Raw genomic sequence first — 23,241 nt, 5'->3', positions numbered from 1 at the left:
CAAAATTAAATAAAAAAATCATTATTTTTTCAGCAGGTTTTTTATTGTAACGTATTCAATTTTTCCATTCGAAATGCTAAGATATTCAATCAGTGCCATACAAGAGTCATTCTTTAAATAAAGGAGACTGTCAACGTTGTTTTTATCGGTTTCTTTAATTAATAAAGCCGGGCGATCAGATAAAAAATTTCGCATGTCAAAAGCGGTGATAACCATGGTATCTGTTTTCAGAATAATAGAATCTTCATTTATTTGTGCAAATACATAGGCATCATGCAATTTTGTATACCCTTCGATGGAAACAACTTGTCCGCCAACTCTCGAATGATAAATATAATCTGTTCCTTTCATGAAACCCGGTGGATTTTGACCGAACAAACCTTCATTGAGCGCATAGACCGAACTATAGCCAAACTTTTGTTGCATATAAGTTCCGGAAGTTTCGTATACCAGGTAGCTGTAGGTTGATATCATTGTTTGATAAGGCTCCATCGAAGTGCTATCATTAATCGTGGCAGGTATATCCTTGTTGCGTATTAATCCGGTTTCGGGATCCTTTAGGTCAAGTGCTTTAATTGTTTTCTTCAGGCGACTTTCCTGAGAGAGTATGCCTATTCTTTTAGCTGTTACCGGTGGGATGAACGTTGCCGAACCCAGCAGAACAATCACAAGATAGATGAAATACAAGTATCTGGTATGCGGAGCTCTGAATGCCAGCACGGAAATAACAGTAATAAGAAGTGCCAACACAAACAGATACACCCGCTCTTCAGTAAAGCCATATTCCCTTATTCTGTATAATATACCAACCCAGAATAATACAAGAATAGGAATAGCAACCAGATGGAAATACTTGAAAAACCAAGCATAATATTCTTTTTTCAGTAATTTCTGACACGCTCTTGCAATGACGGCAATAAACAAAAAGATTGAAATCATATACGAAAGCATACCTTTCGGCAACTCCCAGGTGAACAATATCTTGAGCCCGTAAACATATAACAATATCGAATAAGCGATTAATGCAGGAGATAGGATCCAATTATTCAATATTTCAAAAAATCGATCCGCTTGCCAATAGTAATAATCCTGCTCTCTGTTTTGAAATAAGCAGAAAAGAAAAGGTGCTACAACCGATAACGGGAAAACGACCAGATAGAATATAACTTCGTCCATCTGAGACGTGTTAAAATCGAAAATATAAATAATCGAGGCATAAATGCCGCAAAGCAATCCGGCCAAAGCTAAAGAAAGCACACCGCTGATGGCAATATGATACGGTACGCGTAATGTATCAATCGAAAAACGGAAATTGTCTTTTTGACGTCTGCAAGCTAAGATCGCAGCCAGAGCGATTACCCAACTTATTGCATAGGATGTTTCGGGTGGATTGGGAATGGTTATAAAAGGAGCGACGAAAACAAGTAATAAACTGGAATAATATACCCATCTCAGACGTGCTGCAGAGAAAAGTTGGTTGAATGTAAAACTAATAACCCAGAATAAAGGAATAAGAAAAAGTGCATTATAGATATAATCCGGATACCAAGACCTTGTTTCTTTCTGAATAGAAGCAACTACAAACAAACAGATACTTATTATTATCTCAACAGGAAAAGCTTTTACCGTTGATAAAGCATCCGATTTTAATTTATTCCAGTTTATTTTTTTCATACGTCATCTTTTTAAATGAAACTCATGCCGGATAACTCCTTTGTTTTTTTGTTGAAATCAGTCATTATTTCAGCTATAACTTCACTTACCGATTGTTCTTCTTTAAATAAAGCGGCAACTTGACCTATCTCCAGTTCCCCTTCTTCCAGATTGCCTTCGAAGATGCCCTTCTTAGCTCTTCCTTTACCTAAGAGTGCTCTTAATTCTTCGGCGGATGCGCCTCTTGCCTCGGCTTCCTCTACAGCTGTGGTGAATCCTCCTTTTACCAAACGGGTGGGGGCAAGCTTTTTTAATAACAGTTTGGTGTCTCCTTCATTCAGGCTGAGGCATAGACGCTTAAAGCTTTCGTGCGCCGAACTCTCTTTGGTTAAAGCAAAGCGTGTTCCGATTTGTACCCCTTCCGCACCTAAAGCGAATGTAGCCAACATGGCTTCGCCGGTGCCGATACCTCCGGCTGCTATAAGCGGGAGCGAAGTTGCTTTCCTTACGGCAGGAATAAGGCATAACGTAGTAGTTTCTTCGCGCCCATTATGTCCACCAGCTTCAAAACCTTCCGCTACGATGGCATCTACACCTGCCTCCTCACATTTTACCGCGAATTTAGAGCTGCTTACCACATGTGCTACTTTGATTCCTTTTTCCTGTAAATGTTTGGTCCATGCTTTGGGATTTCCGGCAGAAGTAAACACGATCTTTACCTCCTCGTCAATCAAGATGTTCATAATCGTTTCAATTTCAGGATACATCAGCGGAACATTTACGCCGAAGGGTTTGTCTGTAGCGTCTTTACATTTACGTATATGCTCACGTAAAACTTCAGGGTGCATTGATCCGGCTCCGATTAGTCCTAATCCTCCGGCGTTACTTACCGCCGAAGCTAATTTCCATCCACTGCACCAGACCATACCTCCCTGAATGATGGGGTAGGTTATGTTAAATAATTCGCTGATTCTATTCATGTTTTGTTTGTATTTAGTTTATTTTCGTTCAAAGTAATATAAAATATTCTATATTTGTATTCTTACTCAATAATAATACAATAAATAAATATCGGATGAAAAAATTAATCATGACTGTAGGAATTGCTGTCGTAGTTAGTGCATGTGGGTCGTCAGGTAAAAAGACGGAGAATACAGAAGCTAATAACCCTTTTTTCGCAGAGTACACTACTCCGTTTGGAGTGCCTCCATTTGACCAGATTGAGCTGGAGCACTATAAACCTGCGTTCTTGCAGGGAATGGAAGAACAAGTAAAAGAAATAGCGCAAATTGTTAATCAGACTGCTGAGCCTGATTTCGAAAATACAATTGCGGCATTAGATCAGAGTGGAGCGCTTTATCGCAAGGTGGGTATTGTATTCGGTGGCCAGAATTCAGCGAATACGAATGAGGAAATGCAAAATCTGAGTCGTGAATTGTCTCCGTTGCAATCTAAACATCGAGACGATATCAGCCTTAACCCTGCATTATTTGCGCGTGTGAAAGCTGTTTACGATAAGCGTGAATCACTCGGATTGAATAAAGAGCAGACGAAACTGCTTGAAGAAACCTACAAAAGTTTTGTTCGTGGCGGTGCAAACCTGAATGAGGCGGATCAGGCTAAACTGCGTGAACTGAATAGTGAGATTGCTATGCTGCAACTTACTTTCGGCCAAAATATGCTGAATGAAACCAATGATTTTAAGTTGGTGATTGAAAACGAAGCAGACCTTGCCGGATTGCCCGAAAGCCTGATTGCCAATGGAGCTGCCGTTGCTAAAGCGAATGGTATGGAAGGGAAATGGGTATACACGCTTCATAATCCAAGTGTAATGCCTTTCTTGCAATATGCCGATAACCGTGAACTGCGTGAGAAAATATTTAACGGATATATCAATCGTGGAAATAACGGAAATGCTGCCGATAATAAAGAAGTGGTACGTAAATTGATCAGCTTGCGTCTTGAAAAAGCGAAACTGATGGGTTATGAAGATTATGCTTCATTTGTACTGGAAGAACGCATGGCAAAGAATGCTGATAACGTGTACAAACTACTAAACGAGGTGTGGACACCAACGCTGGTAAAAGCAAAAGAAGAATTAAACGACATCAAAGCTGAGATTAAAAAAGCCGGAGGCAACTTCGAACCGGCCGGTTGGGATTGGCGTTACTATTTTGAAAAAGCGAAGAAAGCAAAATTTGACCTGGACGAAAATCAGGTGCGCCCTTATTTAAAGCTTGAAAACGTATATGAAGGTGTGTTCTATGTGTCAAACAAACTTTATGGCATCACCTTTACGCCTATTAAAAATATTCCATTACCACATCCGGAAGCCGTTGCTTTTGAGTGTAAGGACAAAGACGGTTCTCATTTAGGTGTGCTTTATATGGATTTCTTCCCGCGTGAAAGTAAAAGAGGCGGAGCATGGTGTGGAACTTACCGTTCGCAAACGTATAAAAACGGAAAACGCTTAGCTCCTGTTGTTACTATCGTATGTAATTTTACACCTCCTGCTGCCGGACAACCTGCTTTGTTGAGTGCCGACGAAGCGAATACATTATTCCATGAATTCGGTCATGCCCTGCATAACCTATTTAAAGATGTACATTATTATGGTATTTCGGGTGTTCCGCGTGACTTCGTTGAACTGCCTTCTCAGATAATGGAACATTGGGTATTCGAGCCGGAAGTGTTGAAAGTGTTTGCCAAACATTACGAAACAGGCGAAGTAATCCCTACCGAACTGATTGATAAGTTAGATAAGAGTGGTAAATACGGACAAGGCTTCGCAACCGCTGAATACCTTGCTGCTTCACTATTGGATATGGATTTCCATGTATTGAAAGAAGTACCTGCCGATCTGAACGTGATGGATTTTGAAGCAAAAACATTAAACAAACGTGGACTCTTAGCACAAATACCTTCCCGCTATCGCACCACTTATTTCAACCATACGATGGGTGGAGGTTATACAGCCGGTTACTACAGCTATATCTGGTCTGAAGTATTGGATTGTGACGCTTTCCGTGCATTTAAAGAAACAGGCGATATCTATAATCAGGACGTTGCCGGCAAATTCCGTAACTATGTACTTACACCGGGAGGAATTGACGATGCTTCAGTAATGTATGTAAACTTCCGTGGCAAAGAGCCGGGAACAGATGCGTTACTTGAAAACAGAGGCTTGAAATAAAAAAAACAAATCAACCGTTTATCGGCTGAATTGCTTATTGTAAAGCGTGATGATTACCATGTCATCACGCTTTATTTTTTCTGTAAAAAACAGCCGCCATGGCAAACAAATCAATGCTGAAAACAGCCGCGATTTTTTATAATACTATATGAAAAAAAAGATAAAGGTTATTTTTCAAAAGATAACCTTTATTTTTCGAAAAATAACCTTTATGTTTTTTGCAAATATAAAATACTGATTTACAGCAAATTACAAAACACAAAAAAGGGCGTCTTTATCAGACACCCTCATACCAATAAAAACCTTCCCTTTCTGATTATTCTGCAGGAGCAACTTCAGCCGGAACAGCAGTAGAGTCGGCAGCTTCTTCCAAAGCAGGAGCAACCTCTTCAACTACAGGGGCAGCCTCTTCAACTACAGTTTCAGTTTCTGCTACAGCCTCAGTAGTAGCTTCAGCTGATTTGTTTGCACATGAAGAAAAAGAAACAGCTGCAATAACAGCTACAAATGCTAATACCTTTTTCATTTTAATTCAGTTTTAAGTACCTATAAAGTGTTATATAATTACGATGCAAATGTATAAATATTTGAAACATGTTATACAACATGGTGCATTTTTTTTTAAAAAATATCAACGAATTATGCAATAAAGGGTGTATTTAAACAATTATTTACAAATTGCGGGCTTTTATGTTAAGAAAAATTGACTTATCCGACACTGTTTTTCGTTTTCAGTTAATGTCAAAAAGACATTAAATATGGAAATGTTGTGTTAAATATGCGATAAGGGTGTGTTTGGGTTAATGTTCTTTAAATTCATTTGTTTATGTGGATTATAAGCAAAATAATCTATTTGCCGCATTTGTCAAAATGAAACATAAATCGCCTTATATGTTTTATATTGATATGGTATGGTTTGTGTTTGTTTCTTTTTTCTTTAGAAATTAACCCAAAAAGGTTGTTTGCTATTGGAATTTCTTATCTTTGTCTACAGTTAATATATTCATTTGTTCATAAGTGAAAATGAAAATAAAATATTGCTAATTTAACATATCTAGTACATTATGGAGAAGAAAAGATTATCCTTTCTGAAAAGTGGGCTGAGCTTTGGTATTTGCTTTTTGACCATTGGTATGATGGCTGCGATGCCTACTCAATCGGTATTTGCAGAAGTGAAAATTACTCAGCAATCTGGAAAAATTGCAGGGAAAGTGTTGGATGAATTTGGCGAACCTATCATTGGCGCCAATGTTGTGGAAAAAGGTACGACTAATGGTACGGTTACGGACATAGACGGAAACTACTCTTTAGCCGTAACAAATCCTGACAGAGCTGTTTTACAGTTCTCCTTTATCGGTTATATTACTAAAGAAGAAGCAGTAAAAGGGAAAAGTTCTATCGAGGTGAAATTGGAACCTTCTGTAGTAAATCTTGGTGAAGTTGTTGCCATCGGATATGGTAGTCAAACAAGAAAAGAAATCACGGGTTCTGTGGCAAATATTACAGAAGAGAATTTTAACCAGGGTGTTTCGCGTGATGCGGCTGACTTATTGCAAGGAAAAGTTGCCGGTTTAACGATTACAAGTGGTTCAGGAGATATTTCACGTGACAGCCAGATTCGTTTACGTGGTACTTCTACGTTGCAAAATGACGAAGGACCGCTGATCGTAATCGATGGTATACCGGGAGGTAGCCTAAGTACCGTTGCTCCTCAAGATATAGAATCTATTTCTGTGTTGAAAGACGCTTCATCAGCTGCTATTTATGGTTCTCGTGCGGCCGGTGGTGTTATATTAATTACTACTAAACGTGGATCGGGTAGCAAAACTCAAGTAAACTACAACGGCTATGTTGCAATTGATCAGATGGCTAATAAGCCTGATTTGATGAATGCTGATCAGTGGAGAGCTTATGCGGCAACAGTGCCTGATCAGGATCCGGCTGTGTATGATCAATATGGAGCAGATACGGACTGGTTTGATGAGTTGACCCGTACCGGCGTTTCTCAGAATCATTCGGTTTCTTTGTCCGGTGGTGGTCCGTCAAGTAATTATCGCGCATCCTTTAACTACCTGAATCGTACAGGTATTATGCGTGATAATGATATGGAAAGAATGAACTTCCGTTTTCAATTCCAACAACGTGCGCTTCAAGATAAGCTGCGCTTAGGATTAACAGGTTCTACTACGCTGAATGACTTCCGTGTTCCTTTTTGGGAAAATTTCATGTATGCCTACAATATGCTTCCTGTTTATCCGGTCTATAATAAAGACGGCTCCTATTTTACTAAAGTAAATGATGAGTTTGACCAGGGTAATGCGGTACAGATTCAGGATCTGAACGAACGCCGTTATAAAGGAAGTAACTTTTTTGGTATCGGTGATATTCAGTATACAATAATGGAAGGATTGAATATTCGCACCAACCTTTATACAAGTTATAATGCGAGCGAATTTATGAGATATGATAATTTTGAGACTAAACCCGGAAAGAGTAGTCATGGGTTTGCTGAAAAATCGAACACAATCCGCAAGCGTAATATGATGGAGTGGGTGTTGGATTATGAAAAGTCTTTCGGACAGAATGATGAACATAAGGTTTCGGCAATGGCGGGTTATTCCTGGGAAGAAAACCGATATTCTTACACAATGGCTCGTAGTCGGAATTATCTTATTAATGATTTGAAATGGAATAGTTTGCAATCTGGTGCCAGCCTGCAAAGTGGTGATGTGGAATCACGGGCAAATAATTACAAGTTGATCTCTATGTTTGCGCGTGCGCATTATAGCTATAATGAAAAATACATGGTAACAGCAACGGTGCGTCGGGATGGATCGTCTAAGTTTGGTGATAACCATAAATGGGGGATATTCCCTTCTGTATCTGCTGCCTGGGGTATTTCTCAGGAAGAATTTATGAAGGATGTGTCTTGGCTGAACGACTTGAAGTTGCGTGCAGGTTATGGTGTTACGGGTAACCAAAATGGATTACAGCCTTATAAGAGTTTGCAGATGTATGGCGGTGAGGGTATTTATTATGATAATGGGGTATGGGCTACTGCCTATAGAATCAATCAGAATGCCAACCCGGATTTGAAATGGGAATCTACAGCTATGTTAAACGTAGGGGTTGACTTTACCTTGTTTAATAATCGTGTAAACGGAACGATTGAGTGGTATAACAAGGAAACTTCCGATATGTTATACACTTATCAAGTACCTACACCTCCATTTGTATATAATAAAATGCAGGCCAATGTAGGTGATATGAAAAATACAGGTATTGAAGTTTTATTAAATATTGATATTTTCCGTAAGAAAGATTTTAACTGGAATACTTCAATTAACTTCTCAACAAATAAGAATGAGGTTACTCGTTTGTCTAATGATCTTTATTCAAGTGACCGTATTTATACCGGTAGCCCTTGGATACGTGGAGGTTCTAATATTACGTCACACGTTGTGGAAGAAGGATATCCTATCGGTCAGTTCTTCTTGTTGGAATGTACAGGTATCGATGAAAATGGCAAATACATAATGGTTGATCAAAATAAAGATGGTAAAATTACGGAAGATGACCGTACGTATATGGGTGACGCACAGCCGGACTTTACGTTTGGTTGGAACAACTCTTTTAAATATAAAGAATGGGACTTTAGCTTTTTCTTAAGAGGATCAGTCGGACAGAAAGTGTTGAATAACCCAAGAGCTGCTTATGCAAACAATACGTATCTGATTGGAGCTAACGCATTGAATGATCCGTTGGTTTATCAATTAAAAGAATCTTCCCGTATGTGTTCTTTGTATCTTGAAGATGCTTCTTTTGCACGTCTTGAAAATATGGCCTTAGGTTATACCTTTAATCTGAAAGATAAGAAATGGATTGAGAAATTACGTTTGTACGTATCGGCTCAAAACTTATTTGTAATAACTGGTTATAAAGGGCTTGATCCTGAAGTGGAATTGTTCTTTAATAGTAATCCGGATGCGGATGACGCCGGTTTGTCTCCAGGTATTGAACCTCGTCAGTTCCAGCCTAAAGCAAGAACATTTACGTTTGGTGTGAATCTTACTTTTTAATCTAATTAATGCAAATTGTCATGAAGAAAAGAATATATATAAATCTGATTATCTTATTTTCTGCTGTTTTTGCTTTCTCTTCCTGTCTGAATTTGGATGAAGAGATTGAAGATAAAATTCCGGCTAATAATTTCGGGAAAAATGAGGCGGAAGTAAATGCAATTGTAGGTCCTGTTTATAAAACGCTTTGCCGTTATGCAGCCGGACATAATTTTATGACCCTTCAGGATGCTGCCGGAGATATGTCGCTTGTTCCTTCGAAAAGAGGAGGTGACTGGTGGGATGGTGGCCAATTCCGTGAGATTCATATGCATGATTGGGTGGAAACAAATAACTCTATCTGGGGTGCATGGGATAAATCAACCCAGGCTGTATCTTCTGCTAATCTTGTGCTTAATATTGTGGAAAATATTGAAGGGTTAGATGAGCAAGTGAGAACCCGAATATTGGCTGAAGTACGAGGAGTACGTGCGTTTTGGTTGTATCTGATGATGGATTTCTGGGGAAACATACCTTTGGTTACGGATTTTACACAAACCGACCTGCCGGTGCAATCAAGTAGAAAAGAGGTTTACAACTTTATACTTAAGGAATTGAATGAAATTAAGGATATTGTTCGTGAGGATGTTACGCCTGCATCGTATGGAAAGTTCACAAAAGGAGCGGCTTATACTTTATTGGCTAAGATGTATTTGAATGCGGAGGCATGGGGAGTTGATGATGCTAAGTGGGCTGAAGCAGAAGAAGCGTTAAACGTTGTCATGGAATTAGATTATCAAATTGAGCCAAATTGGAAAACAAACTTTATTCCTAAGAATGAAGTTTCAAGAGAAGCTATTTTTTCGGCCTGTTTTAGTGTAAACGATGCGAGCGGTTTCCGTATGCAATATTATAACTGGTTGCACTATAAAGATAATCTGGCTCTTGGAATTAAACCGGCTGGTAATAACAGTTGGGCTGCTCAACCTGCCTATGTGCATTTGTTTGACGAAGCCGATCAGCGCTTAACCGGTAGTTTTCTTCTCGGTCAGATGTATGATTTAACAACAGGTGAAAAGCTTTACACAGCTCACGATCGCCCTCTTAATCATACGATTGATATTGAAATTATTCCGGGTTCCGAACGTGATGGTACGGTTTGGGGAGATGTTCAACAAGAAGTTGGTGCTCGTAACTGGAAGTGGGATTATGAAACGACTATTGTCGATGCAATGGAAAATGATTTCCATATCTTCCGTTTGGCGGATGTTTACCTGATGAAAGCGGAAGCGTTGGTACGTCAGGGCAAGGATAATGCAGAAGCAACACGTTTGGTAAATGTAATGCGTGAACGAGGCTTTGGTAATGACAGTCATAATTACACAACGGTTACTTTAAAAGAAATCGCTTTAGAACGTAAATTGGAATTTGCATGGGAGCAAATGGCGCGTCAGGACTGTATCCGTTTTGGAACCTATCAGGATGCTCGTTTCTTAAAACCGAATACCCATGGAAAGGATCACCTGAATTTGTTCTTGATCCCTCAAAAGGCATGGCAAACGAATAATAAACTCGTACAGAATCCGGGTTACCCTCCTTTTAAATAAATAGATGTTTTTTTAATATACGAAAAGGCTACTCTGAAAAAGGGTAGCCTTTTTTTGAAGTAATTCAATGGATAGTGTATCATCCTAAAAAACAATAAAAATAGAAGTGTTTCGTTTGTATTGAACCTTCTTTTCCGTTTTTTTGCAAACGAATTTGACTCCACATTGGTTGCCATGTTTAAAAGAAAGCAGCGTTTGATTGTAAAACTGGAGTAATTTTGAATATTGGTTCTTAAAATACGTTTTTATAAGCACGCTAAATTATGTTAAGCAAAACATTAATTGTTTTTTCTTTCTTTTCCTTTTTTGTTTGTTCGGTATATGCTCAAAGGCAAACTGTTACTGTTGAAGGTATAGTCCTTGAGAAATCGACAAAAATACCTTTGCCGGGAGCTACTTTGTTAATTGAGGAGACGCGTAAAGGATATGTTTCTGATGAGTCCGGACGTTTTAAATTTTCAATAGAAAAAGGGAATTATACTTTATTGACTTCATTCGTAGGGTATCAATCAGCCAGAACAAAATTATCGGCATCGAATAATCAGAAGTTGGAAATTGTTTTAGCTGATAATACGGCTTTAGAGGAAGTGGTGGTAACTGCCCGGGCTAAAGATGCCAATATAACAAACCTGAGTATGGGAGTAGAAAGACTTTCTATGAATGAGATCAAAAAAATGCCGGCATTAATGGGAGAGGTTGATGTCATCAAGGCTGTTCAGTTATTGCCCGGTGTTCAGTCTACTTCGGAAGGTAGTTCCGGCTTTAGTGTAAGAGGCGGTTCTCCGGATCAGAACTTGATTTTGCTGGATAACACGACAATTTATAATGCCTCGCACCTTATGGGTTTTTTCTCCGTGTTTAATAATGATGTAGTGAGTGACCTGGAACTTTATAAAGGAGATATACCCTTGAAACATGGTGGACGTTTGTCTTCTTTGCTGGATGTTAAAACAATAGATGATATGCCTGAAAAGTTTTCGGCAACAGGTGGCATCGGACTAATTCTTAGCCGTTTGGTATTGCAAGGGAAAGCGGGAAATAAAACATCATGGATGGTAGGCGGCCGACGTAGTTATGCGGATTTATTTCTGAAATTGTCCAGCGATGAGGATATGAAAGGAATGACACTTTACTTTTATGACTTAAATGCAAAAATGACTCACCGGATCTCGCCAAGAGATAATATTTCGTTGAATATGTATTACGGTCAGGATAATTTCGGAACAAAATTGTCTGGTTTTAAATACGGGAATATGGCTGGTTCTTTAAGTTGGAGTCATAGCTACAGTGAAAGTCTGTATTCTCGTATAGGATTAAATATTAGCAACTATGATTATTTTCTGACTTCGGATGTTGAAGGTGCTAAAATGACTTGGGAGTCGACCATAAATGACATCATGTTGCGCGCAGACTATACCTACAATAATGATGGTTTTCTGAACCTAAGTTTTGGCGGAACGTCTACTTTGCATAGTTTCACTCCGGGAACAGTGAAATCAGAAGATTACGGACAGTTTAAAATTGATAACAGTTATGCGCTGGAAAGTGCCCTGTATGCTTCAAATGAACAATCTCTAACAGATAAATTATCGGTGAAGTACGGACTCCGATGGTCTGTGTTTCAAAATGTAGGAAAAGGAACTGTTTTTACATACGACAATAATTATGAACAGACAGATTCTACGTTCTATAAATCAGGAAAGATATACAATACCTATCATTCACTTGAACCACGTGTCGGAGTTGTTTATAAGCTAACTGATTATTCATCAGTAAAGGCAAGCTATGCGCATAATACGCAGTATATTCAGTTGGCGAATAGTTCTTCATCAAGTTCGCCGCTTGATGTGTGGTTTCTGTCCGGACCAAATATAAAACCGCAAAAGGTAGATATGTTCTCTGCCGGCTATTTCCATAATTTGGATAATAATACGTATGAAACATCGGTCGAGCTATACTACAAATCTTTGAGTAATGTGATTGATTTTGCCGATCATGCCGATCTTATTCTAAATAAACACCTGGAAGCTGAGGTCAGAACAGGAAAAGGCAAGGCATACGGAGCCGAATTTATGGTACGTAAAAATAAAGGCAGACTGAATGGATTTGTCAACTATACGTTATCACGAGCTGAACGAACTATTGCAGAGATCAATAAAGGAAAAACTTATCTGTCTCCCTATGATAAAACAAACAGTGTAAACATTGTTTTAAACTATGAACTGTCACGGAAAGTAACCTTGTCGGGTTTATGGGTTTACGCCACAGGTACACCGACTACATTTCCTTCCGGTCGTTTCGGAATTGATGGGGAGTATTTCCCGGTTTATTCGGGAAGGAACGAATACCGTAAGCCGGACTACCATCGTTTAGATCTGTCATGTACTTACGTTCCCAATCCGGATTCGAAAAAGAAATGGAAAAGCGAATGGAGCTTCTCTATATACAATGCCTACGGACGTAAAAATCCTTATATGATTACATTTGATCAGGAAGCGGATACAGGTATTCCGTATGCTGAAAGTGTATACCTCTTTAATCTGGTACCTTCAATTACTTATAACTTCAAATTTTGATGAAAATGAGAAATATATATACAAACCTGTTAGTCCTTCTGTTTATATTCACGACAAGCTGTACCGAGCGGATTGATCTTGATCTGGATAGCGCGGATCCTGTTATTGTAATTTATGGAACGGTTACAGATACGTTGGCATATCAAAGTGTTGCAATAAGTAGTACAGTTCCTTACTTTGAGATGGAACATAATCCGACTGTATCGGGTGCACATGTAACGATAACAACTTCAGAAAATGAAATTTGGACTCTTTTAGAAAATGATAACCAAAAAGGAACCTATCAGACCGAAACGTTAAGAGCAGGTAAACCCGGTGAAACATATCATCTGAAAGTGGAGTATGACTTTAATCAGGATGGTACAACAGAACTGTATGAGGCTTCCAGCACAATGCTCTCACCAATTCAGTTGGATTCAGTACAGATTGGTCGGATGGATCATATGGGAAAGAATTCATTTACAGTAAATTTGTTTGCACAAGAGCCGGTAGGGGAAGATTTCTATTTCAGCAAGTATTACGTAAATGACACATTGGCTACAAAACTCAGCAAATACGGAATGATGAACGATCTTTTTATGGACGGAGAATATCTGAATGGTTATTTAGTCTATTTTTTTGCTGATATGGCAGAGATAGATGATTATTCGGACAACAGTAAAAAGAATCGTACGTTTCTTAGTTCGGGTGATGAGCTCATTGTCGAATTCAATCGTATAGAAAAGAGCTATTATAAATTTGTAAAACAAGCCCAAGATGTTAAAGATGGCGAAAACCCCATGTTCGGAGGTCCACCATCAAATATACAAGGCAATATCAGTAATGGAGCAGTAGGCTTTTTCTCAACATACAGCCCGGCAAGACTGACGGTTGTTGTTCCATGAGCTGTAAGTGCTTTCGGAAGTTTCAACCTGAATTAATTTGAGCAGGAAAGCGGATTACTAACCCCCTATATTTTCTTATCCTGCCATTTGGCTTTTTTTAGATAGATTGTGCTTAGGATGAATAGTCCTGTGAAATAAACGAATTCTGTGGTGAAACATATTTCTACGGGCATGTGCAAATGGACTGCTATGAAGTATAGGTAGGCAACGTAAAAGGATAATGTTATGAGTTCCAGTGCTAATGCCGAACGTGTATTTCCTGTTCCTGATACGCCACTAAAGGCAATACTGCCGATAGAACAAACCAACATGGCTGCTGATATTACATATAATGACGGAACTGAGGCGTCAACTAAAGACGGATCATTGGTGTAGATAGAGACTAATGTTCTTGGAATCAAACAAACTACCGCCGAGATACAGGCCATGAAGACGAAGGATAAACCGGCTATTTTCTTTATGATCGGGAGCACTTTTTCTGTATAACCTGCACCAATGGTGTTGCTGACAAAGGTGTTGGTCGTTGTTGAGAATGAGTTGATCGGGATAAATAATACCATATAGATACTGCGCACGATATTCGCAACAGCCAGCTCACGCTGTCCGAGACGTTCCACCGCAACGAAAAACATAAACCACGTGCTCATGGAAACAAAGTATTGAACCATTGTGAAAATGGAAATATTCAGGATTCTCTTGAGCAATCCCCAATCAAACGCGCGAAGTTTATTCAGTCCGTATTTTTCTAAGTTTACTTTATGATAAGTATACGTAACGAAAAACAGGATAGATATGATCTCTGCCATAACGGATCCTATGGCTGCTCCTTTAATTCCCATTTCAGGGAAACCCCATTTGCCGAAAATTAGTACATAATCCAGAATTACGTTTGTTACGGCCATCAATATCGCGTTTATTGTGAGAATTTTGGTGCGGGTAATGCCTACAAATAATGCCCTGAACATGACATTCATGAAGGAGAAAAAGAAACCGAACACCCGAATATCCAGAAAATCGATTGTTTTATCTAATAAAACGTCAGACGAGATCATGAGGCGCATTAAATCTTCAGTAAATAAGCGGGATAACCCAAATAATACTGCTGCAAGCGCAAGAAGGAAGAATACACCCTGAATCATAACCGGTCCGATTTGCGTATACTTCTTTTCTCCGTTCCGGCGAGCTATTAGTATCTGAGATCCTGTGCTAAAGCCGAAGGCAATGGTGAAAGCACAGATATAAAAGAGTCCTCCCATGGCAGAAGCTCCTAATTCAACTTCTCCAACATGGCCTAAGAATGCGGTATTGGTTACGTTTATGATGTTTTGGGCGAGTAAGCTCAAAAAAATAGGATAACTGACGATTCCTATTTGCTTGTAAGTGTACATGAAATAAAATTTAGTGCCGCAAAGGTAGTGATTTTTGCAACACGAAAAAGGGGATACACATTGTCTTTTGTGTATCCCCTTTTTTAGAAGTTGGTAGTTAGAAGTTGGTAGTTAGAATGAAAAATATTCCTAACTCCTAACTCCTAACTTCTAACTTCTAACTCCCAACTTCTGTGAAAATCTTCACAGTACAATTGGTTTGTATTTTGGTACTAATATTTTCATGATAACCCATCCGATTAAGTACGACACCGCACAGATGGAGAAGATGATGAAATAGCCGGCTTCGATACCGGTGAAACCCATAAACTGCATTTGTGTAGTCTCTGAATAGTCGAACAACACACCTGAACTGCGGTTGATGATAAAAGAGGCAACACCTCCTGCCATACCGCCGATTCCGGTTATGGTAGCAATGGCCGATCTGGGGAACATATCACCTACGGTCGAGAAGATATTGGCAGACCAGGCTTGATGGGCTGCTCCTGCGATACCGATAATGATTACAGGGATCCAATACGTGATATGACCAAGAGGTTGTGCTAAAAGAGCCAACAGAGGGAAGAAGGCGAATATCAACATCGCTTTCATTCGACCGGCATACGGATTCATTCCTTTTTTGTCTACAAAATAAGAAGGTAGCCAACCGCCGATGATTGATAGAAGAGTGATCATATAAAGTATGAACAGTGGGAAAGCCGCATCTGTAGAAGACATGCCATAGACTGAACTCAGATAAGCCGGAGCCCAGAACAAGAAGAACCACCATACGCCATCCGTCATAAATTTGCCGGCGGCGAAGGCCCAGGTTTGTCTGTATTTGAAACAGTCTATAAAAGACATTTTCTTCACTTCCTCATTTTCTTTAGGCGCTTCCTCTTCCTTGTCGTCTTGCTGGATATAAGCCAATTCCGCCTGATTTACTTTCGGGTTTTGCTCCGGTTTCTTATAAATAAATACCCAGAAGCCCATCCAGATGAAACCCAATGCACCAATGATGATAAAAGCCATTTCCCATCCGAATGCTTTGGCAATGAAAGGAATGGTGATAGGTGCTGCTAATGCGCCTACGGTTGCACCGGCATTGAATATGCTGGTAGAGAAAGCCCTGTCTTTTTTAGGGAAATATTCGGCAGTGGCTTTGATCGCCGCCGGAAAGTTTCCAGCTTCTCCTAAAGCAAGAACAAAACGCGCAAAAATAAACAGAACAACACTGACATTTATTACTTTGCCAACGTTCTCAACCGTACCAATGGCTTCCCGGGCTCCTTCAAAACCTACAAACCAGGTGCCGGTTGTGATACCGGAAGTAGCGATTCCGCAAAAGGCATGAATACATGCTCCGACAGACCATATCCCGATAGCCCAAAGAAATCCTTTTTTGGTATCCATCCAGTCTATAAAGCGGCCGGCAAAAAGCATACATATAGCATAAAGAAGTGAAAAAGCCGCGGTGATATAACCGTAATGAGTATTGGTCCAATGGAACTCCGGAGCGATGAAATCTACCCATGTGAGCGATAACACCTGCCTATCTAAATAATTAATTGTGGTTGCGAAAAAAAGCATAGAGCAAATTACCCACCTGTAATTTGTCATCTTGTTTGTAGTTTTGTTCATGTTTTTCAAGTTATTATTATTTTTTATCCATTCTTCTGTTAGCGTGAATTCTTCGTCTAAATTCAAAGTCTTGGCAAATGTAGAAAAATTTGATATTAAAACGAAAGTATTGTGCTTTATAACATGCCTTACGTCCTTATTCGTTTCTTATTGCCATCAGGCACAAAGGTCAGCGCAGAAATGAAAAAAACAGTAGTTATTTTGGTTTATGATGTGTAAAAATTCATCTGTTCAATGAATTTTTGATCGTTTGAATATCTTCAAATATAGCTTGTGGGAGGAAAAAGCGCAAATCTTTATTCTGGCGTATGCCCTCGCGAATGAAGGTGGAAGAAATTTCAATAAGGGGAGCATCCGCATTTTTTACCAGCGGATAAGCTGCCGGAATGGTTATCGGGTAGTTCATCCGGGGATAGACTAATACCGGATACGTAGTCAGAAGCTTTTCCGAATCTTTCCATCTATCTATAATATGCCAATTATCGGCCCCGATGATCAGTTGGAACTGGTGTTCGGGATACTGCTTCGTAAGAGCCGCCAATGTGTTTATGGTATACAACGGCCGGGGCAGCGAAAACTCGATATCGCAGGCTTTAAACTTTGTATACGATCCGATCGCTTTCTCAACCAGGTGAAGGCGAAAATGATCGTCTAATAAGTCGGCTTTTTTCTTCAGCGGACTTTGCGGTGTAACTAAAAACCAGACTTCATCCAGTTCTCCCATCTCGCAAAGCCAATTCGCGAGAGCAAGATGCCCTATATGTATAGGATTGAAAGAACCGGAGAAAATACCTGTTTTAATCATTTTTCAAGAAATGCTTTAATCACTGCTAAGGCCTCGGATTGTGCTGTTTCGAGCACATCGTTTACAACTACTACGTCGAATTGAGGCGCAAAGGATAATTCGTATTCTGCTTTTTGAACGCGATCGTTAATAATTTCCGGTTTATCTGTGCCCCGGTTTACCAAGCGTTCGCGTAATGCGGCGATACTTGGCGGCTGTATAAATACCGACAAGGCGCGATCTCCGTAATATTTTTTGATGTTACATCCACCCACTACATCTACATCAAACACCACATTGTTTCCTTCAGACAAAATCCGTTCGACTTCGCTTTTTAAAGTTCCGTAAAACTTATCGGTATACACTTCTTCATATTCCAGAAAGTCTCCTCCCTTAATGCGGGCGCGGAATTCGTCGGGGGTGAGGAAGTAATATTCTACGCCGTCTTTTTCTTCGCCTCTTGGCAAACGGCTGGTTGCCGATATCGAGAAGTGAAGATTCAGATTCTGTTGCAGCAGATAGTTGATAATCGTGGATTTGCCTGAGCCCGAAGGCGCTGAAAATATAATGAGTTTTCCTGTCATGATGCTTATAAAACGTTTAATACCTGTTCTTTGATTTGTTCGAGTTCATCTTTCATGCGAACAACGATTTTTTGCATTTCGGCATGGTTGCTTTTGGAACCTAACGTGTTGATTTCGCGCCCCATCTCTTGTGCGATAAAGCCTAATTTTTTACCCGAACTGCTGTCTTCATTCATCGTGCTGATGAAATATTTCAGGTGATTGTCCAATCTTGTTTTCTCTTCATTGATGTCTAATTTCTCAATGTAGTAGATCATTTCCTGCTCGAACCGGTTTTTATCGAAATCAAGACCGGCTATTTTCTCCAGATTATCCTGAATTCTGGACTTCACTTTTTCGATGCGTTCGCCTTCGTATTGTTCTACCTCCGTAAGCAGCGACGCGATGTTGCCAATCTTTTCTTCAAATAATTTGCCTAACATATTGCCTTCCTGTATACGGAATTCCACCAATTGGCTGATTGCGCTTTTTATAGCTTTTTCAACAACATCCCATTCGGTTTCGTCGGCTTCGGGTGCTTCCGTGCGAATTACGTCGGGCAGGCGGAGCAGTACTTTAAACCAGTCTGAAGGCAATTCAATACTTAGTTTTTCCGAAATATCTTTGATTTGTGTATAATAGTTTTCAATAGCAGTGCTGTTGATTTGTGTAGGGGTGTCGCGACCAATGTATTCCACAAAAATGTTGAACTCTATTTTCCCTCTTTCCAAGTTTTGCAGTAACAGGTTGCGTATCTCCATTTCTTTATCTCTGTAAACAGACGGAATACGTGTTGATAAATCCAATTGTTTACTGTTTAGTGCTTTTATTTCAACGGTTACTTTTTTTGAAGGTAATTCGGCAGTAACTTTTCCGAAACCGGTCATCGACTTGATCATATTCATAACTTTTCCGCAAAGTTACATTTTTAAGTTAAAACAACGGCAGAATATTACCTAAAACAGCCGTTTTTAATGTCGTTGAAAATCAATACATAAAGAGTGGTGAAAAACATAAAGGTTATTTTTGAAAATATATCCTTTATTTTTTCAAAAATAACCTTTATGTTTTTTTTTATATTACTATGTGTTTTTTTGCCCATTTTTGATGTGAATTTCAGGATAGGTTGCAAGCCATACTTTTTTTGAGTTGTTTTATACGCTTTTAGCCTTTTCCTCGTTATAAATAGTGAAATAAGTAAAGATTGTATGATGATACGTGCTGTAGCTGCACTACTTTTTATATTCGTTTCTGTAACTGCTTTAGGGCAGGGGCGCATTAAAGTGACCGGAAATGTGCGTGATGGTGATGGAAATCCGCTGGAATTAGTTCTTGTTCAGGTTAAAAATACATTGATCGGTGCGATGACTGACGAGAAAGGGGCTTACTCGCTTTCTGTGGCTCCGGGAGATTCTGTTACGTTGATTTTTTCCTGTCTGGGTTACAATAAAGCCGAAAGAATCATCCCTCAGGCAACCCGTGATATGCGTTTAAACGTGCAAATGAACTATACCGCGCTTCAGTTGGGTGAGGTTGCCGTAACCGCTATGCGTAAACAAACCAGTACGTTGGAATCTGTAGACGCCGATAAGATACGCCTCTTGCCCGACCCGGCGGGAGGAAGCATTGAAAGCTTAGTGGTAACTTTCGCGGGTGTAACTTCCAGCAATGAATTGAGTTCGCAGTATTCCGTTCGTGGCGGTAGTTATGATGAAAATATTGTTTATGTAAACGGGCTGGAAGTATTTCGGCCGTTGTTGATTCGTTCAGGGCAACAAGAAGGGCTTAGTTTTACGAATCCCGACATGACGGAGTCGGTCAATTTCTCTGCCGGTGGATTCGAGGCGCGTTATGGCGACAAAATGAGCTCGGTACTTGATATTACGTATAAGAAACCCGAAAAACTGGAAGGTTCTGTTATGCTCAGTCTTCTTGGGGCGAATGCCTATGTGGGTAGTTCTTCCGGAAAATTCACGCAGGTTACAGGGCTGAGGTATAAAACCGGCAGTTCTTTGCTTTCATCTATGGATACGGATGCGGAGTATGACCCTGAGTTTGTGGATTTACAAACGTATATGACCTATGAGGTTGCTCCTAAATGGGAAGTGAATTTTCTGGGTAATATGGCATTAAATAACTACAGGTTTATTCCGCATAGTCGTGAAACCGCCTTTGGAACCACTCAAAATATGAAGAATCTGTTGGTTGTGTTTGATGGCGGACACGAGCGTGACCGTTTTGAAACGTTCTTTGGAGCCTTGACACTGAAACATCAACTAAACGAGCATACCGAGCTTGGCTTACAAGCTTCGGCATTTACCAGTAAAGAAGAAGAAGGATACGACATCGGTGGTGAATACCTGCTGAGAGAGGGAGACGATACCGGTAAGGGTGATGATTTATCCCGTGAGTTATTGCTGGGCAATTACCATGAACACGCGCGTAACCGTCTTCGTTCTAATATAATTAATGTAGGGCATTATGGTTTTACCCGTATGCGTCAGCATACGCTGAAGTGGGGTGTACAGGCACAAATGGAAAAATTTACCGACCGTATCAACGAATGGGAAAAACGAGATTCGGCAGGTTATACCTTACCGCATACCGGAACAGATGTGAGTTTGATCGCCAATTTGTATTCTAATAATAAAATAGAAAGTACGCGGCTTTCCGCTTATCTGCAGGATGTGTTTAAATTTCGGATCGAACAAGGAATGTTTACACTGACCGCCGGCGTGAGAGGCAGTTATTGGTCGTACAATAAAGAAATGATTTTTAGTCCGCGTGCTTCGCTGGGCTTTATTCCGGCGTTGAATCAAGACCTGACTTTTCGTTTGGCCACCGGATTGTATTATCAAACTCCGTTCTATAAGGAACTTCGCGTAGAAACCAAAGATGAATTTGATAACAGTATCATCAATCTGAATAAAGAAATCAAATCTCAACGTTCTATCCATTTTATACTGGGAGGCGATTATGCTTTCCGCGCATTGGATCGTAACTTTAAATTCAGTGCAGACGCTTACTATAAAAAAATGGACGATCTGATTCCCTATACGGTTGATAATGTGAAAGTACGCTATTATGGCGAAAATTGTGCCACGGGTTATGCGATGGGGCTTGACATGAAACTCTTTGGTGAGTTTGTGCCGGGAGCAGACTCCTGGATCAGTTTCTCATTAATGAAAGCGGAACAGACCATTCGCAGAGACAATATGGAACAGACTGTGCCGATGCCGAATGACCACGGCTATAATTTTTCGTTATTCTTCCAAGATTATTTTCCGGGTAACAAGCGGCTGAAAGTTAATTTGAAAGGGGTGCTTTCGGGCGGAACTCCATTTACTGCTCCAAGGCAACTATATGAAAACGGCTACTATACTATGCCCGCTTACAAACGGGTTGACCTTGGTTTCTCCTACCAGTTGGCGGGAGGCGTTGACGCGATAATGGACCGGGGCTTCTTCCGTAATCTGAAAAACGTTTGGTTAGGGGTAGATGTATTCAACCTGTTCGATATGAAAAACGTAAGTTCTTATTTCTGGATCACGGATGTGGATAATAACTCACATGCTATTCCCAATTACCTGACAGGGCGTCAGTTGAATGTTCGTATCATCGCGGAATTCTAATTGTGCAACCAGTGGCTGATCTTATCGTAAACAATCGTGCGGTAAGGTTCCGCAGAAAGAATAAGGTCGTGCATGCCGTTGGCAACCGTATCCCGGACAACGTTGGTTCCTAACTTTAAACCAAGTGTCTGAATATCGTTTACATCCAGAACGATATCCGCGTTTCTGTATTCCTCCTGCCATGCTGCCGTTTCCGTAAATGATTTATCCGACGACAGCACGAGTACGGGACACGTAAGCGAAAGACCTTTTTTTACCTTCTTATGTCCTTGATGTATAGCACGTAGCCAAGCTGCTTTTTTAGGATAGCCTTCCGGGCGTTTCCATAACGTGTTGAAGGTCCATTCTCCTTTGTGTTCAGCCAGTAAACTTTCCGCATAAGAAGAGAATCCGGTCTTCTCAACAATCCAGTCGGGGAAGAAGCGGGCAAGAAACGAAACTGTAGGGATGGCGACTTTTTCCATAAACCAACTCATATTCATATCCAGAAACGGACTGTTAAGAATCAGGCTTTCTACCGCGTCGTTCTTTCTGGAATCCATATAAAGCGGCGTGATAAGTCCGCCGGTAGAATGCGCCAACAATACGATATGGTCGTTGCCTTCTTTTTTGATTAGTGCCAATGCCGTATCGATATCAGCATAATATTCATCCAGACTTTTACAAAAAGTAGGCTGTTGGTGATCCCGGATAGAACGACCGTACTTTCGCAGATCCAGCGCATAGAAGTTATAGCCGTAGCGTTGAATACTATCGCCCAATGCTGATTGAAAAAAATAATCATTATAGCCGTGAATATACAAAACAGCTTTATTGACCGGTTCCGGTTGTGGTTTTCTGATCAATGTACAATAAACCTCTCCTTCATAATCGGGCTTCATCTGAATGGTCATCTGTTCATAACCCGGTAAGATATCCGGACTATATTGTGCGTTCAAACCCAAAACCGAAAAGAGGAGAGATAGCGTTAGCAGTAGTTGATTTTTCATTGCGTAACCGGATTTACGCGTACTGTATTCTGGATTTTTACATGAGTAGAATCCGAGGTTGCGGAGGTTACGCTGCCATTGCAGTTCGTGAAATAAACATATTCTCCGCGATCCATAAAGCGATAAACTTTGCATCCGTCATGTTCGAATAAATATTCAACGGTATAGCTCTTGTTGTTGTCAGACTCTGTCGTTAGCAAGGGAACCCCGCCACACGACAAAAATGTCAGCACAAAGAACAATGAAGATAGAAGAATTGTATGTTTCATATTTTCCGGAAATTAAGTAAAGACA

At 40.1% G+C, this 23,241-nt stretch carries 16 protein-coding genes; 6 read left to right on the top strand and 10 right to left on the bottom strand.

Annotation, left to right across the window (positions count from 1 at the left end):
- Positions 1-21: 21 nt before the first annotated feature.
- Together B9Y81_RS01800 and B9Y81_RS01795 are read right to left on the bottom strand one after the other, a co-directional pair.
- Positions 22-1,674, bottom strand: a complete 1,653-nt coding sequence (locus B9Y81_RS01800; protein WP_085535277.1) for a DUF4153 domain-containing protein — start codon at positions 1,672-1,674, stop codon at positions 22-24.
- A gap of 11 nt (positions 1,675-1,685) precedes the next feature.
- Positions 1,686-2,633, bottom strand: a complete 948-nt coding sequence (locus B9Y81_RS01795) for an NAD(P)H-dependent flavin oxidoreductase (protein ID WP_085535276.1) — start codon at positions 2,631-2,633, stop codon at positions 1,686-1,688.
- A gap of 95 nt (positions 2,634-2,728) precedes the next feature.
- Between B9Y81_RS01795 and B9Y81_RS01790 the strand changes: the two genes are divergently transcribed.
- Entirely contained in the window at positions 2,729-4,846 is a 2,118-nt protein-coding gene (locus B9Y81_RS01790; protein WP_085535275.1) for a M3 family metallopeptidase, read from the top strand.
- A 316-nt stretch (positions 4,847-5,162) separates the two neighbouring features.
- Here B9Y81_RS01790 and B9Y81_RS01785 read toward each other — a convergent pair whose 3' ends face one another.
- Positions 5,163-5,372: a PG1828 family lipoprotein gene (locus B9Y81_RS01785; RefSeq protein WP_085535274.1), complete on the bottom strand. Its 210-nt coding sequence runs from the start codon at positions 5,370-5,372 to the stop codon at positions 5,163-5,165.
- A gap of 619 nt (positions 5,373-5,991) precedes the next feature.
- Here B9Y81_RS01785 and B9Y81_RS01780 point away from each other — a divergent pair.
- From B9Y81_RS01780 to B9Y81_RS01765, 4 genes are all read left to right on the top strand, one after another.
- The gene (locus B9Y81_RS01780; protein ID WP_085535505.1) at positions 5,992-8,925 is read left to right on the top strand and encodes a SusC/RagA family TonB-linked outer membrane protein; all 2,934 of its coding nucleotides are present in this window, start codon (positions 5,992-5,994) and stop codon (positions 8,923-8,925) included.
- 20 nt (positions 8,926-8,945) lie between these two features.
- A complete protein-coding gene (locus B9Y81_RS01775; RefSeq protein WP_085535273.1) occupies positions 8,946-10,511 on the top strand; it encodes a RagB/SusD family nutrient uptake outer membrane protein in 1,566 nt (521 codons plus the stop codon).
- Positions 10,512-10,774: 263 nt separating this feature from the next.
- On the top strand, positions 10,775-13,087 hold the full coding sequence (locus B9Y81_RS01770) for a TonB-dependent receptor (protein ID WP_085535272.1): 2,313 nt from the start codon (positions 10,775-10,777) through the stop codon (positions 13,085-13,087).
- A 5-nt stretch (positions 13,088-13,092) separates the two neighbouring features.
- Positions 13,093-13,971, top strand: coding sequence for a DUF4249 domain-containing protein (locus B9Y81_RS01765; protein WP_176221430.1), 879 nt, complete (start codon positions 13,093-13,095; stop codon positions 13,969-13,971).
- A gap of 65 nt (positions 13,972-14,036) precedes the next feature.
- Here B9Y81_RS01765 and B9Y81_RS01760 read toward each other — a convergent pair whose 3' ends face one another.
- The 5 genes from B9Y81_RS01760 to B9Y81_RS01740 form a co-directional block, all read right to left on the bottom strand.
- Positions 14,037-15,359 carry an MATE family efflux transporter gene (locus tag B9Y81_RS01760; RefSeq protein WP_085535270.1) on the bottom strand — a complete coding sequence of 441 codons (1,323 nt, stop codon included), beginning with the start codon at positions 15,357-15,359 and terminating at the stop codon, positions 14,037-14,039.
- 183 nt (positions 15,360-15,542) lie between these two features.
- Positions 15,543-16,958, bottom strand: a complete 1,416-nt coding sequence (locus B9Y81_RS01755) for an MFS transporter (RefSeq protein WP_217809487.1) — start codon at positions 16,956-16,958, stop codon at positions 15,543-15,545.
- A gap of 244 nt (positions 16,959-17,202) precedes the next feature.
- Positions 17,203-17,784 (bottom strand): nicotinate (nicotinamide) nucleotide adenylyltransferase, encoded by a 582-nt coding sequence (gene nadD / locus B9Y81_RS01750; protein ID WP_085535268.1) that lies wholly within the window; start codon positions 17,782-17,784, stop codon positions 17,203-17,205.
- A complete protein-coding gene (gmk, locus tag B9Y81_RS01745; RefSeq protein ID WP_085535267.1) occupies positions 17,781-18,347 on the bottom strand; it encodes a guanylate kinase in 567 nt (188 codons plus the stop codon). Before gmk ends, nadD begins: the two co-directional genes overlap by 4 nt.
- Before the next feature lie 5 nt (positions 18,348-18,352).
- Entirely contained in the window at positions 18,353-19,225 is an 873-nt protein-coding gene (locus tag B9Y81_RS01740; protein WP_176221438.1) for a YicC/YloC family endoribonuclease, read from the bottom strand.
- 309 nt (positions 19,226-19,534) lie between these two features.
- Here B9Y81_RS01740 and B9Y81_RS01730 point away from each other — a divergent pair, with 309 nt between their 5' ends.
- A complete protein-coding gene (locus tag B9Y81_RS01730; protein WP_085535265.1) occupies positions 19,535-21,958 on the top strand; it encodes a TonB-dependent receptor in 2,424 nt (807 codons plus the stop codon).
- Here the strand turns inward: B9Y81_RS01730 and B9Y81_RS01725 are convergent.
- Positions 21,955-22,947: an alpha/beta hydrolase gene (locus B9Y81_RS01725; protein ID WP_085535264.1), complete on the bottom strand. Its 993-nt coding sequence runs from the start codon at positions 22,945-22,947 to the stop codon at positions 21,955-21,957. The genes B9Y81_RS01730 and B9Y81_RS01725 overlap by 4 nt on opposite strands.
- Positions 22,944-23,216 (bottom strand): DUF4884 domain-containing protein, encoded by a 273-nt coding sequence (locus B9Y81_RS01720; RefSeq protein ID WP_085535263.1) that lies wholly within the window; start codon positions 23,214-23,216, stop codon positions 22,944-22,946. Before B9Y81_RS01720 ends, B9Y81_RS01725 begins: the two co-directional genes overlap by 4 nt.
- Positions 23,217-23,241 lie beyond the last annotated feature (25 nt).

It is taken from the genome of Massilibacteroides vaginae, assembly GCF_900178525.1.
GTDB classification, from domain to species: domain Bacteria; phylum Bacteroidota; class Bacteroidia; order Bacteroidales; family Tannerellaceae; genus Massilibacteroides; species Massilibacteroides vaginae.
Note: the sequence above shows the minus strand (reverse complement) of the source record. Positions and strands in the feature narration are given on the sequence as shown.

Bases quoted from the DNA above. Each gene is read 5' to 3' on its own strand.
- B9Y81_RS01775 (WP_085535273.1), top strand. From the start codon at position 8,946: ATGAAGAAAAGAATATATATAAATCTGATTATCTTATTTTCTGCTGTT.
- B9Y81_RS01765 (WP_176221430.1), top strand. From the start codon at position 13,093: ATGAGAAATATATATACAAACCTGTTAGTCCTTCTGTTTATATTCACG.
- B9Y81_RS01790 (WP_085535275.1), top strand. From the start codon at position 2,729: ATGAAAAAATTAATCATGACTGTAGGAATTGCTGTCGTAGTTAGTGCA.
- B9Y81_RS01725 (WP_085535264.1), bottom strand. From the start codon at position 22,947: ATGAAAAATCAACTACTGCTAACGCTATCTCTCCTCTTTTCGGTTTTG.
- B9Y81_RS01780 (WP_085535505.1), top strand. From the start codon at position 5,992: ATGCCTACTCAATCGGTATTTGCAGAAGTGAAAATTACTCAGCAATCT.
- B9Y81_RS01730 (WP_085535265.1), top strand. From the start codon at position 19,535: ATGATGATACGTGCTGTAGCTGCACTACTTTTTATATTCGTTTCTGTA.
- B9Y81_RS01800 (WP_085535277.1), bottom strand. From the start codon at position 1,674: ATGAAAAAAATAAACTGGAATAAATTAAAATCGGATGCTTTATCAACG.
- B9Y81_RS01795 (WP_085535276.1), bottom strand. From the start codon at position 2,633: ATGAATAGAATCAGCGAATTATTTAACATAACCTACCCCATCATTCAG.
- B9Y81_RS01760 (WP_085535270.1), bottom strand. From the start codon at position 15,359: ATGTACACTTACAAGCAAATAGGAATCGTCAGTTATCCTATTTTTTTG.
- B9Y81_RS01770 (WP_085535272.1), top strand. From the start codon at position 10,775: ATGTTAAGCAAAACATTAATTGTTTTTTCTTTCTTTTCCTTTTTTGTT.
- nadD (WP_085535268.1), bottom strand. From the start codon at position 17,784: ATGATTAAAACAGGTATTTTCTCCGGTTCTTTCAATCCTATACATATA.
- B9Y81_RS01785 (WP_085535274.1), bottom strand. From the start codon at position 5,372: ATGAAAAAGGTATTAGCATTTGTAGCTGTTATTGCAGCTGTTTCTTTT.
- B9Y81_RS01740 (WP_176221438.1), bottom strand. From the start codon at position 19,225: ATGATCAAGTCGATGACCGGTTTCGGAAAAGTTACTGCCGAATTACCT.
- B9Y81_RS01720 (WP_085535263.1), bottom strand. From the start codon at position 23,216: ATGAAACATACAATTCTTCTATCTTCATTGTTCTTTGTGCTGACATTT.
- gmk (WP_085535267.1), bottom strand. From the start codon at position 18,347: ATGACAGGAAAACTCATTATATTTTCAGCGCCTTCGGGCTCAGGCAAA.
- B9Y81_RS01755 (WP_217809487.1), bottom strand. From the start codon at position 16,958: ATGACAAATTACAGGTGGGTAATTTGCTCTATGCTTTTTTTCGCAACC.